Source organism: Streptomyces sp. NBC_00029 (assembly GCF_045160505.1).
Lineage (GTDB): Bacteria > Actinomycetota > Actinomycetes > Streptomycetales > Streptomycetaceae > Streptomyces.
Genome location: NZ_CP108292.1, coordinates 5,562,824 through 5,577,804, shown reverse-complemented (window position 1 = coordinate 5,577,804; position 14,981 = coordinate 5,562,824). Strand labels below are relative to the sequence as shown.

The 14,981-nt window shown below is 71.3% G+C and carries 15 protein-coding genes; 5 read left to right on the top strand and 10 right to left on the bottom strand.

Going from position 1 to position 14,981, the window contains the following annotated elements:
• Positions 1–23: 23 nt before the first annotated feature.
• Positions 24–1,160 carry a LuxR C-terminal-related transcriptional regulator gene (locus tag OG753_RS26180; protein ID WP_405790337.1) on the top strand — a complete coding sequence of 379 codons (1,137 nt, stop codon included), beginning with the start codon at positions 24–26 and terminating at the stop codon, positions 1,158–1,160.
• Here OG753_RS26180 and OG753_RS26175 read toward each other — a convergent pair.
• On the bottom strand, positions 1,096–2,037 hold the full coding sequence (locus OG753_RS26175) for a LysR family transcriptional regulator (RefSeq protein WP_405790335.1): 942 nt from the start codon (positions 2,035–2,037) through the stop codon (positions 1,096–1,098). The genes OG753_RS26180 and OG753_RS26175 overlap by 65 nt on opposite strands.
• Before the next feature lie 98 nt (positions 2,038–2,135).
• Here OG753_RS26175 and OG753_RS26170 point away from each other — a divergent pair, with 98 nt between their 5' ends.
• Together OG753_RS26170 and OG753_RS26165 are read left to right on the top strand one after the other, a co-directional pair.
• Positions 2,136–3,419: an MFS transporter gene (locus OG753_RS26170; protein ID WP_327264118.1), complete on the top strand. Its 1,284-nt coding sequence runs from the start codon at positions 2,136–2,138 to the stop codon at positions 3,417–3,419.
• A gap of 90 nt (positions 3,420–3,509) precedes the next feature.
• Entirely contained in the window at positions 3,510–4,241 is a 732-nt protein-coding gene (locus tag OG753_RS26165; RefSeq protein ID WP_327264117.1) for a L,D-transpeptidase family protein, read from the top strand.
• Here OG753_RS26165 and OG753_RS26160 read toward each other — a convergent pair.
• Positions 4,238–5,596, bottom strand: a complete 1,359-nt coding sequence (locus OG753_RS26160) for an MFS transporter (protein WP_405790333.1) — start codon at positions 5,594–5,596, stop codon at positions 4,238–4,240. The genes OG753_RS26165 and OG753_RS26160 overlap by 4 nt on opposite strands.
• Positions 5,597–5,795: 199 nt before the next feature.
• Here OG753_RS26160 and OG753_RS26155 point away from each other — a divergent pair, with 199 nt between their 5' ends.
• On the top strand, positions 5,796–6,797 hold the full coding sequence (locus OG753_RS26155) for a sigma-70 family RNA polymerase sigma factor (protein WP_405790332.1): 1,002 nt from the start codon (positions 5,796–5,798) through the stop codon (positions 6,795–6,797).
• Here the strand turns inward: OG753_RS26155 and OG753_RS26150 are convergent.
• The gene (locus tag OG753_RS26150) at positions 6,693–7,028 is read right to left on the bottom strand and encodes an STAS domain-containing protein (RefSeq protein WP_405790331.1); all 336 of its coding nucleotides are present in this window, start codon (positions 7,026–7,028) and stop codon (positions 6,693–6,695) included. The two genes, OG753_RS26155 and OG753_RS26150, sit on opposite strands and share 105 nt — an antisense overlap.
• A gap of 56 nt (positions 7,029–7,084) precedes the next feature.
• Here OG753_RS26150 and OG753_RS26145 point away from each other — a divergent pair, with 56 nt between their 5' ends.
• Positions 7,085–7,645, top strand: coding sequence for a ferredoxin (locus tag OG753_RS26145; RefSeq protein ID WP_405790330.1), 561 nt, complete (start codon positions 7,085–7,087; stop codon positions 7,643–7,645).
• Positions 7,646–7,647: 2 nt separating this feature from the next.
• Here the strand turns inward: OG753_RS26145 and OG753_RS26140 are convergent, their stop codons facing one another.
• From OG753_RS26140 to OG753_RS26110, 7 genes are all read right to left on the bottom strand, one after another.
• Positions 7,648–7,776: a hypothetical protein gene (locus OG753_RS26140; RefSeq protein ID WP_327264112.1), complete on the bottom strand. Its 129-nt coding sequence runs from the start codon at positions 7,774–7,776 to the stop codon at positions 7,648–7,650.
• Between the two features lie 98 nt (positions 7,777–7,874).
• Complete coding sequence (locus OG753_RS26135) at positions 7,875–9,152, bottom strand: thymidine phosphorylase (protein WP_327264111.1); 1,278 nt, start codon at positions 9,150–9,152, stop codon at positions 7,875–7,877.
• 103 nt (positions 9,153–9,255) lie between these two features.
• Positions 9,256–9,654 carry a cytidine deaminase gene (locus OG753_RS26130; RefSeq protein WP_327264110.1) on the bottom strand — a complete coding sequence of 133 codons (399 nt, stop codon included), beginning with the start codon at positions 9,652–9,654 and terminating at the stop codon, positions 9,256–9,258.
• The gene (locus OG753_RS26125; protein ID WP_405790329.1) at positions 9,651–10,913 is read right to left on the bottom strand and encodes an ABC transporter permease; all 1,263 of its coding nucleotides are present in this window, start codon (positions 10,911–10,913) and stop codon (positions 9,651–9,653) included. The genes OG753_RS26130 and OG753_RS26125 overlap by 4 nt, the downstream gene beginning before the upstream one ends.
• A complete protein-coding gene (locus OG753_RS26120; protein ID WP_327264108.1) occupies positions 10,910–12,025 on the bottom strand; it encodes an ABC transporter permease in 1,116 nt (371 codons plus the stop codon). The genes OG753_RS26125 and OG753_RS26120 overlap by 4 nt, the downstream gene beginning before the upstream one ends.
• Entirely contained in the window at positions 12,022–13,680 is a 1,659-nt protein-coding gene (locus tag OG753_RS26115; protein ID WP_327266903.1) for an ABC transporter ATP-binding protein, read from the bottom strand. Before OG753_RS26115 ends, OG753_RS26120 begins: the two co-directional genes overlap by 4 nt.
• A 231-nt stretch (positions 13,681–13,911) precedes the next feature.
• Positions 13,912–14,970: a BMP family ABC transporter substrate-binding protein gene (locus OG753_RS26110; RefSeq protein WP_327264107.1), complete on the bottom strand. Its 1,059-nt coding sequence runs from the start codon at positions 14,968–14,970 to the stop codon at positions 13,912–13,914.
• Positions 14,971–14,981 lie beyond the last annotated feature (11 nt).

The following is a 14,981-nucleotide window of genomic DNA, read 5'->3' as shown; positions in this document are numbered from 1 at the left end:
CACAACCCGGGACGCATAGGCATATGCCTGACGAGGAACCCGGGGCCGGCGGAGCGGCCGGAGAGCTGAGCCCCGCCGCCCGGCGCCTGTACGCGTACGCCGTCGAGCGGCACGCCTTTGACGCCTGCGAGGCCACCGGGGCGCTGGGCGTGCGCGCGGCCGCCGCCATCACCGAGCTGGCCGCCGCGCACCTGCTCCAGCGGGCCCCGGGCGGCGGCCCCGACCGCTGGAGCGCGGTGGCACCCCGGGCGGCGGCCGCCCGGGCCCTGGCCCCGCTGGCCCTGCTCGTACGGGAGACCCACGACGAGATGGACCGGCTGCGCGGGCGGCTGGAGACGCTGGTGCCGGAGTACGAGGCGGGGACCGTCCACCGGGACCTGAGCGGGTCGGGCCGGCTGGAGCTGGTCACGGACCTCGGCGCGGTACGTGGCCTGATCGCGGAGCTGGTGGCGGCGTGCGAGCGGGAGCTGCTGACCTCGCAGCCCGGTGGCGGCCGCCCGCTGGAGACGCTGCAGGAGTCGATCGGGCGGGACGAGTCGCTGCTGTCGCGCGGGGTCCGGATGCGGACGATCTACCAGCACACGGCGCGCTACTCGCGGCCCACGGCGGCGTACGTCGAGCGGGTGACGGCGCTGGGGGCGCAGGTGCGGACCCTGGGCGACGGGCTGATGCGCATGCTGATCTTCGACGACCACACGGGCCTGATGGCGGTGCCGGACCGCAGCGGGGCGGCGCTGGTGGTGCGGGAGCCGAGCGTCGTGCACTTCATGACGGCGACCTTCGAGCGCTCCTGGCTGGGCGCGGAGCCCTTCCCCACATCGGTGAGCCCGGAGGCGGCCCGGTCGATCTCGGACGAGCTGCGGCAGACGATCGTCCGGCTGCTGTCGGAGGGGCTGGAGGACAAGGTGATCGCGCGCCGTCTGGGCATGTCGGAGCGCACCTGCCAGCGCCACATCGCGGAGATCATGCGCGTGGTGGGTGCCAAGTCCCGCTTCCAGGCGGGCTACTTGCTCTCGGCGGGGCCGTCCCCCGTCACGCCGGACCATCCGGACGCACTGTCGCCCCGGCCGCATGAGACCCACGGCCGGGGTCCGGTCACACGGCGGACGGGTCCAGTTCGGGGATCAGGCGGCCGCGGCGGGAGAGCAGGAAGCGCTTGAACTCCGCCACCGGCGGGGTGTCGGGGTGCCCGTCCAGCCAGGCGACGCCGATCTCGCGGACGGCGCGCGGGGCGGTGACCGTCAGCTCGACCACGCCGGGTCGGGCCACGGCCGGGGGTGGCAGGAGGGCCACACCGAGGCCGGCGGCGACCAGGCCCCGCAGGGTCTCGGCCTCCTCGCCCTCGAAGGCGACCTTCGGGGTGAAGCCGGCCTCCGCGCACAGGTCGTCGGTGATGCGGCGCATGCCGTAGCCGGGCTCCAGGGTGACGAAGGTTTCCTCGGCGGCCTCGGCGAGGCGGATGCGCTTGCGGGTGGCGAGGCGGTGGTCGTCCGGGACCACCAGCCGCAGCCGCTGTTCGTCGAGGCGGCGCGCGACCAGGTCGGGGGCGTCCGGCAGCGGGGAGGTCAGGCACAGGTCGAGTTCACCGGCCCGGAGCTTCTCCAGCATGGCCTCGCCGTAGTTCTGGACGAGGGAGAACCGGATGCGCGGGTGGTCGGCGCGGAAGGCGCGGATGAGCCCGGGTACGGTCTCGGAGCCCAGGGTGTGCAGGAAGCCGAACGCCACCTTGCCGGCCGTCGGATCGGCATCCTGCTGTACGGATTCGGCGGCGCGGTCGATCTCCGTGAGGGCCTGCTCGGCGGAGGCGAGGAAGGTGCGGCCCGCCGTGGTGAGGGCGACCGTACGGCCCTTGCGGGCGAACAGCGTGACGCCGAGGTCCTGTTCGAGCCGGACCATGGCGCGCGACAGGGTGGACTGCGGGACGCCCAGCTCGTGGGCGGCGCGGGTGACGTGCTCGTGGCGGGCGACGGCGACGAAATACGCCAGCCGCGGGGCCAGCAATGTTGTCACGGCCATGTCTTCTACGTAACGGTTCATCGACATCCACGCCCCTGAACTGGGTTAATGCAGCAGTGGATCGATTATCGCGATTCTGTGCATTGGACGCATGAAAAACACGGGCCTACCTTCGAAGCATGCCTCCCGTTCATACCGGGGCACCCGTCATCCCGGGTGCCTCCACCCCGTCGTCCCCCGCACCGCAGCCCCTCTCCCCCGGCCGCCCCGGCTACCGCCGGATGAGCCTCGCGCTCTTCGCCGCCGGACTCGCGACGTTCGCCCTCCTCTACTCCACCCAGGCGCTGTTGCCCGCGATCTCCGCCGGCCTCGGGGTGACCGCGGGGCAGGCCAGCTGGACGGTGTCCGCGGCCACCGGCGCGCTCGCGCTGTTCGTCCTCCCGCTGAGCGCACTGTCCGAACGCTTCGGCCGCACACGGATGATGACCGTCTCGATGGTGATCGCCGTCGGCGTGGGCCTGCTGGTGCCCTTCGCGCCGAACGTGGAGTGGCTGGTGGCGCTGCGCGCCGTCCAGGGCGCGGCGATCGCCGGGATCCCGGCCTCCGCGATGGCGTACCTGGCGGAGGAGGTCAGGCCGAAGGCGCTGGTGGCCGCGATCGGCCTGTTCGTGGCGGGGAACTCCATCGGCGGGATGAGCGGCCGGCTCGTCACGGGCTGGGCCGCGCAGCTGTGGGGCTGGCGGGCGGGCCTGCTGGCCGTCGCCCTGATGTCGCTGGCGTGCGCCGTGGCCTTCCTGGTACTGCTGCCCCGGGCGCGGTTCTTCCGCCCGGCGTCGCTGAACCCGCGCGCGGTGGCCCGTACCGTCGCCGGTCACCTGCGCGATCCGCTGCTGCTGCGCCTGTACGGGATCGGCGCGCTGTTCATGACGGTCTTCGGCGCGGTGTACACCGTGATCGGCTACCGGCTGGTGGACGAGCCGTTCTCGCTCGGGCAGGGCGTGATCGGGTCGATCTTCCTGATCTACCTGGTCGGCACGGTCTCCTCGGCCGCCGCGGGCAAGCTGGTGGCCCGCGCGGGGCGGCGCGGCGCGCTGTACCTGGCCGTGACGACCACGGCGCTCGGGCTGCTGCTGTCGCTGTCCGACTCCCTGGCGGCGATCGTCCTCGGCCTGGTCCTGATCACCGCGGGCTTCTTCGCGGGGCACGCGGTCGCATCCGCCGCGGTGAGCCGGACGGCGAAGACGGGCCGGGCGCAGGCCTCCGCGCTCTACCAGTCGGCGTACTACCTCGGCTCCAGCGCCGGCGGCACCCTGGGCGCCCTCGCCTACCACGGGGCCGGCTGGGCGGCCACGGTCGGCATCGCGCTGCTGGCGGTGCTCGGCGTCGTGTCGATCACGCTGTACGGGTCGCACGCCGCGCGCGCGGAGCGCCGGATGCCGGTGTCGGCCGTGGGCGCGCGCTGACGAAATCTACGCTCCCGACGGGGCAACCCCTGCGTGTTTTCCGGGCATTGAACACGGAGAACGATTGCGGTGCGAGCAGGGGAGGACCGGATGGGGACGGGACCGGACACGGGGACACGGGCGTCACGCGGGCGCCCGGGGCAGCGGGCGGCGGTGCTGTGCGGGGCGGCCGCGCTGGCGTTGCCGCTGGTGGTGGCCGGCGGCGGGGCGGCGCAGGCCGCCGCCTCCTGCAACCTCACCACGGGGCCCCACCAGCGGCAGGTCGAGCAGTTCCTCGGACGGCCGGTGGACGGGAAGCAGTCGGCGGCGGACTGCACGGCGATCCGGTCCTTCCAGGCGAGCCACGGGATCACCCCGACCCAGGGATACGCGGGGCCGCTGACCTGGCAGACGATGAGCACGATGCTGGCCCAGCGGGCGGCCGGCACCACCCCGAACAGGGCGGGCAACTGCCCGGTGAACCGGGGGCGGATCGCCTGCGTCGACCTGACGCGGCAGCTCAGCTGGATCCAGGACGGTGCCACCCTCACGTACGGGCCCGTCCCGGTCCGCACCGGCAAGGACGGCACGGAGACCCGGACCGGCCTGAAGAAGATCTACTACCGGAGCATCGACCACTGGTCGACGCTCTACAACGTCAGGATGCCGTACGCCCAGTTCTTCGACGGGGGCATCGCCTTCCACTCGACCACCAAGAGCATGTGGAACCCGCCCGGTTCGGGCGGCTGCGTGAACATGCGGTCCGCCGACGCCAAGGCGTACTGGAACCTGCTGGGGAAGGGCGAGGACGTCTACGTGTACGGGCGCAAGCCCGGTACCTAGGCCGTGTCGGCGCCCGGTGCGGGCGCGGCCGGCGCGGGTGCGGCGGACGCGGCGGGTACGGCGGGTGCGGGTGCGGCGGTCAGGCGGTCCAGCCGCCGCAGGCTCGCCCGGCGCTGGACGAGGGACAGTCCCGCCACGCCCGCGCCGAGTGCCAGCCATCCCGCCGGGCCGGCCGCCATCACCGCGCCGGTGAGCAGCAGCGGGCCCGCGGACTTCTGCACGGACTGGGCCATGCCGGCGACCCCGAGGTAGGAGGCTCGCGCCTCCCGGGGCGCGAGGGAGACCGCGAGCTCCCAGGAGCTCACCGAACGCATCAGCTCGGCCGCGGTGGCCAGCACCGCCGCGGTGAGGAGGGCGGCCGAGGCGGCCCAGACCCCGCCCGCGGGAGCGGCGGCCAGGAAGACGCAGCAGGCCAGGGTCAGCAGGCCGTACACGGCGACCGCGCCGGCCGCCCGGCGGGCGTCCGGGACCCGCGCCGACACCCGTAGCTGCAGGGCGACGACGAGCACGGTGTTGATGACGAGGAAGGCCGGGATCAGGGCGTGCGGGGCCGTGGTGTGGCCGACCAGCCACAGCGGCAGGCCGACGCCGATGATCGAGTCGTCGAGGTTCATCGGGATGTCGAGCAGGACGAAGCGCAGGTAGCCGCGGTCCCGCCAGGGGCCGGCCCCGGACGCCGGGGCGCCTGCCTCCGCTCCGGGCCGGGCGACCACGAGCCCGCCGCCGCGCGGCTCCCGGGTGCGCCACACCAGGACCGCGGCGATGAGGAACGACAGCGCGTTGGCCAGGATCAGCACCTGGTAGGCGCCCCGGGTGCCCACGGCGAGGCCGATGGCGGCGAGGCCCGCGCCGAGGGCGTAGCCGGCGTTCGCCGAACTGCGCGACAGTGCCTGGTAGGTGGAGCGCCGTTCACCCGCGACCCGGGTGGCGAAGAGCATCTCCAGCGTCTTGGCGGCCCGGTCTCCCAGGTGGGTCACGGCGAACAGGAGCAGCAGCAGGCGGAAGTCGGTGACCAGCAGCAGTGCGCCCAGGGCCGCGAGCCGGATGAGGTGGCAGCCGATCAGCAGGGTGCGCACCTGGAAGCGGTCGGCGAGGTGGCCGGCGAGCGGGGATCCGGCGATGCCCGCCACGCCGGCCGCACCCAGCAGCAGGCCGAGCTGCCCGGCGTCGAGGCCGACGACGAAGGTGAAGTAGAGGACGGAGGACGCGGCCCACACGCCGGTACCCGCGCGGTCCAGCGCCTGGGTGAGCAGCATGATCCGCGCGTCCCGGCCGCCGGGCGGCCGGCGCAGTTGCGCCAGCAGTCCGGCCTCCTGGCGCTCCTGCGTCCTGCGGATCTTCCTGCCGCGCCGCATCCCAGTCCCCCGCTTCGACCGCGTCCACCGTCCCAGGTATCTCGACATCGAGATACCTGGATGAAGCCTGCCGCAGATTAATCTTGACGTCAAGAAACTTGACATCGACAGACCGGGTCGCCGTGACGGTTCCGGCTGCCGTTGTCGGACCCCTCCGGTAGGTTCCGAAGGAGCGGAACCACCAGGGGGACGGACGGACATGAGCGATCTCGCGACCAATGACATGGACCTCGACACGGCCATGGACCGGTACCGGGTCGAGCTCACCGGTTACTGCTACCGGATGCTCGGCTCCTCCTTCGACGCCGAGGACGCGGTGCAGGACACCTACGTCCGCGCCTGGCGGAGCCACTCCACGTTCGAGGGCCGCTCCTCGCTGCGGTCGTGGCTGTACCGGATCGCCACCAACGTCTGCCTGGACCTGCTGAACGCCGGGAACAGGCGGGCCCGCCCGATGGACCTCACCGCCCCGCAGCACCAGTCCTCCGCCGTACTCAACGAGCGCCCCGAGGTGACCTGGCTGGAGCCGGTCCCGGACGGCCGAGTGCTGCCGCAGACCGCCGACCCGGCGGAGATGGCGCTGGCGAAGGAGTCCGTCCGGCTGGCCTTCGTCGCGGCCCTCCAGCACCTGCCCGCCAAGCAGCGGGCGGTGCTGATCCTGCGCGAGGTGCTGGCCTGGAAGGCCGACGAGGTGGCCCAGCTCCTGGAGACCACGACGGCCTCGGTGAACAGCGCCCTCCAGCGGGCGCGGGCCACCCTCGCCGGACAGGCGCTGCGCGACAGCGACCCGGCGGATCCGCTCGACGCGGACCAGGCGAAGCTGCTGGAGCAGTACCTCTCCGCCTTCGAGGCCTACGACATCACGCGGCTCACCTCGCTCCTGCACGAGGACGCGGTGCTCTCGATGCCGCCGTTCGACCTGTGGCTCCAGGGCCACGAGGACATCGCGGCCTGGCACCTGAACCAGGGCATCGGCTGCAAGGGATCCCGGCTGATCCCGACGACGGCGAACGGCATGCCCGCCTTCGGCCAGTACCGTCCGCGCGAGGACGGCGCGCCCGGCCACACCCCGTGGGCCCTGCAGGTGCTGGAGGTCTCAGAGGGCAAGATCGTCGGGCTCAACGCCTTCCTGGACACCGCCCGGTGGTTCCCGCTGTTCGGCCTCCCCGAGCAGCTCGACGAGGCCTACGAGGTCCAGTAGGGCCCGCAGCGCGGGCGCGGCCCCGGTCACCCGCAGCGGCCGCCCCCGGGCGGCCAGTCGCAGCCGGGCCAGCACCTCGACGGTGCCGAGGCCCGGCGCGGTGACGGCCCCGGCGTCGCATTCCACGGCCGCCGCCCCGTCCTCGTACAGCAGGACCAGCCGGGCGCACAGCCGTGCCGCGTCCCGGGCGGTCGGGGCGGGTCCGGGCAGCACGAGCCGAATGATCTCCACGAGGGGGTGACTCCCCCGCCCGCCCGAATTCATCGGCGGACGCGCACAATGGCCGGATGCCGCCTGCCTACTGGGATCCCCTGCCGACCGCCCGCGCCCTCGCCGCGGCCGATGCGAGGTTCCCGGTGTTCCAGGGCAGGTGGGCCGACCGGAACTGGCGCAACGTCCCGGGCCCGTTCTACGGGGCGGACACCGACTGCATGATGATGGGCCGCCTGGAGGCCCCGCACCACATCGCCTACGACGGCGAGCGCGAGTTCGTCTTCCGCCAGCCCGTCACCGCCGAGGAGACCGGGGCCTTCGTGCACGGCGCGGGGCTGGAGCTGTACACCGCCTACGCCTGCGACGGCGACGATCACTGGACGGTGGAGTCGGTCCGCGACTGGTGGGCGGACCGGGGCCGGGTGCGGGAGTGGGCCGTGGCCATCGGGGCCGGGTGGGCCGCCTACGACCCGGAGTCGCCGTACTCCGGGCACTACCGGGAGGCCGCCCAGGGCCACCGGGACTTCGTCGCGTACATCGACGACGGCGGCCTGGAGGCCTACCTGCGGGGCTACCTGTTCTGGCTGGAGCACCTCTTCGAACCGGGGCCGGGCCAGGCCCTGCCGGCGCTCTGAGGTCAGGGGACCGGGAAGTCGGAGGTGTCGAGGTCGATGCCGAACGGGGCGGGCACGTAGTGCTCCTCGGCGGCCGCCACCAGGCCCTCCCAGCTGTCGTACGCGGACAGGTACGGGGCTGGTGCACTCATGGGCTGCTCCTCAGGAACCGGTCGGCACCGATCCCAGCACGGCGAACGGGACCGGTGGGGGTCCACCGGCCCCGTTCATTCGAAGGGGAAGCCGCAGGTCAGGCGATGCGGTCCAGGACGATCGGCGTGGCGGAGAAGGCCGTGCCCGCCGGGGCGATGTCGTACGTGCCCGCCAGGGAGGCGAGGGCGTAGTCGAACTTCTCCGGGGTGTCCGTGTGCAGGGTCATCAGCGGCTGGCCCGCCGTCACCGTGTCGCCGGGCTTCGCGTGGAGCTCGACGCCCGCGCCCGCCTGCACCGGGTCCTCCTTGCGCGCGCGGCCGGCGCCCAGGCGCCACGCCGCGACACCGACGCCGTACGCGTCCAGGCGGGTCAGGACGCCCGACTCGGGGGCGGTGACCACGTGCTGCTCGCGGGCCACCGGCAGGGTCGCGTCCGGGTCGCCGCCCTGGGCCGCGATCATCCGGCGCCAGTGGTCCATCGCGGAGCCGTCGGCAAGGGCCTTCGCCGGGTCGGCGTCCTTGATGCCCGCCGCTTCCAGCATCTCCTTGGCCAGCGCGATGGTCAGCTCGACCACGTCGGCGGGGCCGCCGCCGGCCAGGACCTCGACCGACTCGCGGACTTCGAGGGCGTTTCCGGCGGTCAGGCCGAGCGGGGTGGACATGTCGGTGAGGAGCGCGACGGTCTTGACGCCGCTGTCCGTGCCGAGGCCGACCATCGTGTGGGCCAGCTCCTGCGCGTCCGCGAGGTTCTTCATGAAGGCGCCGGTGCCGACCTTGACGTCCAGGACGAGCGAGCCGGTGCCCTCGGCGATCTTCTTCGACATGATCGAGGAGGCGATCAGCGGGATGGCCTCGACCGTGCCGGTGACATCGCGCAGCGCGTAGAGCTTCTTGTCCGCAGGGGCCAGGCCGTCGCCCGCCGCGCAGATGACCGCGCCGGTGGTGTCCAAGACGTGCAGCATCTCCTCGTTGGAGAGCAGCGCGCGCCAGCCGGGGATGGACTCCAGCTTGTCGAGGGTGCCGCCCGTGTGGCCGAGGCCGCGGCCCGAGAGCTGCGGCACGGCCGCGCCGCACGCGGCGACGAGCGGGGCCAGCGGGAGGGTGATCTTGTCGCCGACGCCGCCGGTGGAGTGCTTGTCGGCGGTGGGGCGGGAGAGGGAGTCGAAGTTCATGCGCTCGCCGGACGCGATCATCGCCGCGGTCCAGCGGGCGATCTCGGTCCGGTTCATGCCGTTGAGCAGGATGGCCATGGCCAGGGCGGACATCTGCTCGTCGGCCACGACGCCGCGGGTGTAGGCGTCGATGACCCAGTCGATCTGCTCGGGGCTCAGCTCACCGCGGTCCCGCTTGGTCCGGATGACGGAGATGACGTCCATGTGGTGCTTCCTTCTACGCGCATAGAGAGGGGGAGATGAGGGGTTCAGGAACGGAAGTACGACGGCCCTCCGCCCCGGCAGGGGCGAAGGGCCGTCGACACGGCTATCTCAGGTGGTCGGGCCCGAAGGCCTGCGGCAGCATCGCCGCCAGCGGGAGGATCCCGTCAGGGGTCTCCACCAGCAGCTCGTCGCCGCCGAATTCGTACAGCAGCTGGCGACAGCGGCCGCACGGGACGAGGATCTCGCCCTTGCCGTCCACGCACGTGAAGTGCGTGAGGCGGCCGCCGCCGGTGGCCTGGAGGGAGGAGACCAGCCCGCACTCGGCGCACAGGCCCAGCCCGTAGCTGGCGTTCTCCACGTTGCAGCCGGTCACGACGCGGCCGTCGTCCACCCTGGCGGCGACCCCGACCGGGAAGCCCGAGTACGGGGCGTACGCCCGGGTCATCGCTTCCCGGGCGGCCGTCCGCAGGACTTCCCAGTCCACCGCGTGCTCCGCGGTCACTTGCCCTGACCCTTGCGGTACGGCATGCCGTCCGCCTTGGGCATCCGCAGGCGCTGCGCCGACAGGGCGAGCACGAGCAGCGTGGTCAGGTACGGGGCCGCGTCGACGAACTGGCTCGGCACCGAGTCGGTCAGCGCGTACCAGACGAACAGCAGCGCGGCGAAGGCCGCCGAGATGCCGGCCTGGATGTACTTCTTCTTGTAGAGCTGCCAGACGCACACGATGACCAGCAGGATCGCGATCAGCAGCAGCATCGCGTGGACGTTCTCGGCGCCACCGCGCAGCTTGAGGCTGTCGATGAAGCCGAACAGGCCCGCGCCCAGCGCCATGCCGCCCGGCATCCAGTTACCGAAGATCATCGCGGCGAGACCGATGTAGCCGCGGCCGCCGGTCTGGCCCTCCTGGTAGATGGGGCTGGCGACGATCGACAGGAACGCGCCGCCGAGGCCCGCGAGGCCACCGGAAACGATCACGGCGATGTACTTGTACTTGTAGACGTTGACGCCCAGCGACTCCGCGGCGATGGGGTTCTCACCGCAGGAGCGCAGCCGCAGACCGAAGGTGGTCCGCCACAGCACCCACCAGGTGGCCGGGATCAGCAGCAGGGCGACGACCGTCAGCAGCGACAGCTCGGTGATCAGACCGCCGATGACACCGGCGAGGTCCGAGACGAAGAACCAGTGCTTGCCCTGGAGGTCGGCCATCCAGTCGGACAACCCCGGGATTGTGATCTTGTAGATCGGCTCGACCTGCGGCGACTGCTTGGAGGAGCCGCCCGGCGCGTCCGCGAACGTGAAGTTCGACAGGTACTGGGTGAAGCCCAGCGCCAGGATGTTGACCGCCACACCGGAGACGATGTGGTTGACGTTGAAGGTGATCGTGATGATCGCGTGCAGCAGGCCGCCGATGGCGCCGCCGATGATGCCGGCGGCCACGCCGGTCCACGGACCCCACTGGTAGCCGGCCCAGGCACCGAACCAGGTGCCGAGGATCATCATGCCCTCGAGGCCGATGTTGACGACGCCCGCGCGCTCGGCCCACAGACCGCCGAGTCCGGCGAGGCCGATCGGCACGGCGAGCGAGAGGGCACCGGAGACCTGGCCGATGGAGGTCAGGTCGTCGGCCCCGGAGATCAGGCGGACCAGCGAGATCAGGGCGAGGCCACCCGCGATGATCAGCATGATCCAGGGCAGGGTGAGCTTCTTGCGGCCGCTCGTGGCGGGTGCCGCTTTCTTCGTGGAGACGGTGCTGGCGCTCACGCCGCGACCTCCTTCTCGGTCTTCATGGCGTGGCCCGCGGCCAGCTCCTCGCCGACCTTCTGCTGCTGGCGCCGGATGCCGTAACGACGGACGAGCTCGTAGGAGACGACGACCGCGATCACGATCAGGCCCTTCATGATCGTGCCGATCTCCTTGGCGTAGCCGGCCGAGTCGAGGCCGCCGGACGCCTTGTCGATGAAGGCCATCAGGAGCGCGGCGAAGAGCATGCCCACGGGGCTGTTGCGGCCGAGCAGGGCGATGGTGATGCCGGTGAAGCCGACACCCACGGGGAAGACGAGGGTGTACGTGTGGCTCTCGCCGAGCAGCACCGGCATGCCGGACAGACCGGCGACGGCACCCGAGATGAGCATCGCAGTGATGATCATCTTCTTGGAGTCGACACCGGAGGCCGCGGCGGCGGACTCGCTCGCGCCGCTGGCGCGCAGGTCGAAGCCGAAGCGGGTGCGGTTGAGCACGAACCAGTAGACGACGCCGAGGGCGAAGGCCACGAAGGTGAAGCCGTAGATCTCGCCCGACTCGCCCATGGAGAGGGCGGGGAACCAGCCGGACTGGGCGATCTCGCCGGTGGTGAGGTCGTTGGAGCCCTCCACCTGGACGCCGAGGTTCTTCGGCAGGAGCAGCCAGGCGATGAGGCTCGTCGCGATCGCGTTGAGCATGATCGTCGAGACGACCTCGCTGACGCCGCGCTTGGCCTTCAGGAGGCCCGCGATACCGGCCCAGAAGGCACCGGTCGCCATCGCGACGAGCACGATCAGCAGGATGTGCAGCGGGCCGGGCAGGGCGATGGCGCCGCCGACCACGGCGGAGATCATCGCCGCGAGACGGTACTGGCCGTCGACGCCGATGTTGAAGAGGTTCATCCGGAAGCCGATGGCGACGGCCAGGGCTGCCAGGTAGTACGTGCCCGTCTGATTGACGATGAGGACCTGGACGTCCTCGTACGTACCGTGCTCGACCATGATGCGCAGCGGCTCGATCGGGTCGATGCCCGAGGCCCCCAGCACGATCATGGTCAGCAGAAAGGCGCTGACCAGCGCGAGCGCGGGCCCGGCGAAGCCGAGGATCAGCCGGTCCTTGTCGAATTTCTTCATCGGGCCTCGTCCTCCGTCGTGTCACCGTCGGCAGCGGCGGAGTGGTTGTCGGTTGATTCCAGGCGCCCGGAGGCGGCGCCCGTCATGGCGGTGCCGAGCTCCTCGGGGGTGACGGTCGCCGGGTCGGCGTCCGCGACCAGGCGGCCGCGGTAGATCACCCGCAGGGTGTCGGACAGGCCGATGAGCTCGTCCAGGTCGGCGGAGATCAGCAGCACGGCCAGGCCCTCGCGGCGGGCCTCGCGGATCGCGTCCCAGATCTGGGCCTGCGCGCCGACGTCCACACCACGCGTGGGGTGGGCGGCGATCAGGAACTTCGGGTTGTGGCTCATCTCGCGGCCGACGATCAGCTTCTGCTGGTTGCCGCCGGAGAGGGACGCCGCGGTGACATCGATGCCGGGCGTACGGACGTCGTACTCGCGCACGATCCGCTCGGTGTCCTTGCGGGCCGCCTTCGGGTCGAGGATGCCCCTCTTGGAGTTGGGCGCCTCGGTGACGTGACCGAGGATCCGGTTCTCCCACAGCGGGGACTCCAGCAGCAGGCCGTGGCGGTGACGGTCCTCGGGGATGTAGCCGATGCCGCCCTCGCGGCGCTTGCGCACCGACATCTTGGTGATGTCGGCGCCGTCCAGGGTGATGACGCCCGTGTCGGGAGCCATCATGCCCATGAGGGCCTCGATCAGCTCCGTCTGGCCGTTGCCCTCGACACCGGCGATACCGAGGATCTCGCCCTTGTGGATGGTCAGGCTGATGTCGTCCAGCAGGAGGCGGCCGGCCCCGATGTGCTCCAGGGTGGCGGAGTCCGCGGCGGGTGCGGGTACCAGGACCTCCGGCTCGGCGACGACCGCGTCGCCGGCGGCGACGGTAAGGCCCGCCACCTGGAGCATCGGGACGTTCGTCACCGTCGACTCACGGGTTTCCGGCGAGGGCAGCTCCGCGCCGACCATCAGCTCGGCGAGCTGCTTGGGGGTGGCGGTCTTCGGGTCGGCGGTGCCGACCGTGGTGCCGCGCCGGATGACGGTGATGTCGTCCGCGACCTTCAGCACTTCGCCCAGCTTGTGCGAAATGAAGATGACGGTCAGGCCCTCGGCCTTGAGCTCGCGCAGGTTGTCGAAGAGTGCGTCCACCTCCTGCGGCACGAGCACTGCGGTCGGCTCGTCGAGGATGAGGATCTTCGCGCCGCGGTAGAGGACCTTGAGGATCTCCACCCGCTGCCGGTCGGCGACACCCAGGTCCTCGACCAGGGCGTCGGGGCGCACGCCGAGGCCGTACGCGTCCGAGATCTCCTTGATCTTCTTACGGGCCTTGGCGCCGATGCCGTACAGCTTCTCGCCGCCGAGAACCACGTTCTCCAGGACGGTGAGGTTGTCGGCGAGCATGAAGTGCTGGTGCACCATGCCGATGCCGCGGACGATGGCCTCGCCGGGGCTGTTGAAGGAGACCTGCTCCCCGTCGATGGCGATGGTGCCCTCGTCCGGCTTCTGCATGCCGTAGAGGATCTTCATCAGGGTCGACTTGCCGGCGCCGTTCTCGCCGATCAAGGCATGGACCGTGCCCTTGCGGACCGTGATCGCGATGTCCTTGTTGGCGACGACGCCGGGGAAGCGCTTGGTGATGCCGTGCAGTTCTACGGCGGGGGGCGGGCTGGACGCGTTGATGACGCACTCTCCTTGGCGCGGAAGGAGCGGAAGGCAGGGGGGGACAGGGCGGGGAGAGAAAGTATCGCGTCCACGATGCTTCTACGCGCGTAGCACTGTCGGAAGTGAAAACTTGCGGCCAGGCGGCCACGTGGTCACAGACTAATGATCACAGAACGTGGCTCGGGGCCCGGGAGCGATAACGACCGCTTCCCGGACCCCGGAGACCAGGACTACATGTCAGGAACGGCCTTACGGGGCGGTCTTGACGGTGATCTTCTTGGCGATGATGTCGGCCTTGGCCTTCTCCACCGCGGCGATGACGTCAGCCATCTCCTTGTACTTCGGGTTGGAGTCGGCCAGGCCGACGCCGTCCTTGTCCAGGCCGTAGCGGATCTCGCCCGTGGTGGGCTTGCCGTCCTCGACCGACTTGATCAGGTTGAAGACGGAGTCCGAGACGTCCTTCGTGACCGAGGTCAGGATGGAGTCCTTGTACTTCGCCAGGCCGGCCTGGTTGTACTGGTCGGAGTCGACACCGATGGCCCACTTGCCCTTGGCCGAGGCGGCCTCGATGGCACCGGAACCCGCGAGACCGGCGGCGGCGTAGACCACGTCGGCGCCCGCGTCGAGCTGGCCCTGCGCAGCGGCCTTGCCGAGGTCGGGCTTGGCGAAACCGTCGAAGTTCGGCGGCTGGGTCAGGTACTGGGAGAGCACCTTGGCGTTCGGGTTGGTGTCCTTGACACCCTGGGCGAAGCCCGCCTCGAACTTCTTGATCAGCGGAACCTCGACACCGCCGATGAAGCCGACCGTGCCGGTCTTCGACGCCTTGGCGGCGGCGACGCCGGCCAGGTAGGAGCCCTGCTCCTCGTTGAAGACCATGTTGGCGACGTTCGGGCCGGTCACCGAGGTGTCGTCGATGATGCCGAACGTGGTGTTCGGGAACTTCGGCGCGACCTTCTTGATGGCCGGGGCGTAGGCGAAGCCGACACCGATGACCGGGTTGTTGCCCTTGCGGGCAAGCTCGGTGAGGCGCTGGACCTTGTCGGCCTCGCCTTCACCGTCGGTGGGCTCGGCCTCGGCGCCCTTGATCTTCAGATCGGCTTCCGCCTTCTTCAGACCGGCGTAAGCGGCGTCGTTGAACGACTGGTCGCCGCGGCCACCGATGTCGTACGCGATGGCTGCGGACTTCTGACCCGACTCCGAGGGGGAGGCCGAGGCGTCCGACGACTTCTTTCCGCCACAGGCGGTGGCCGAGAGGGCCAGCGCCGCGGACGCGATGCCCACGGTGGCGATCCTGGTGATCCGGCGCAAGGGGAGGCTCC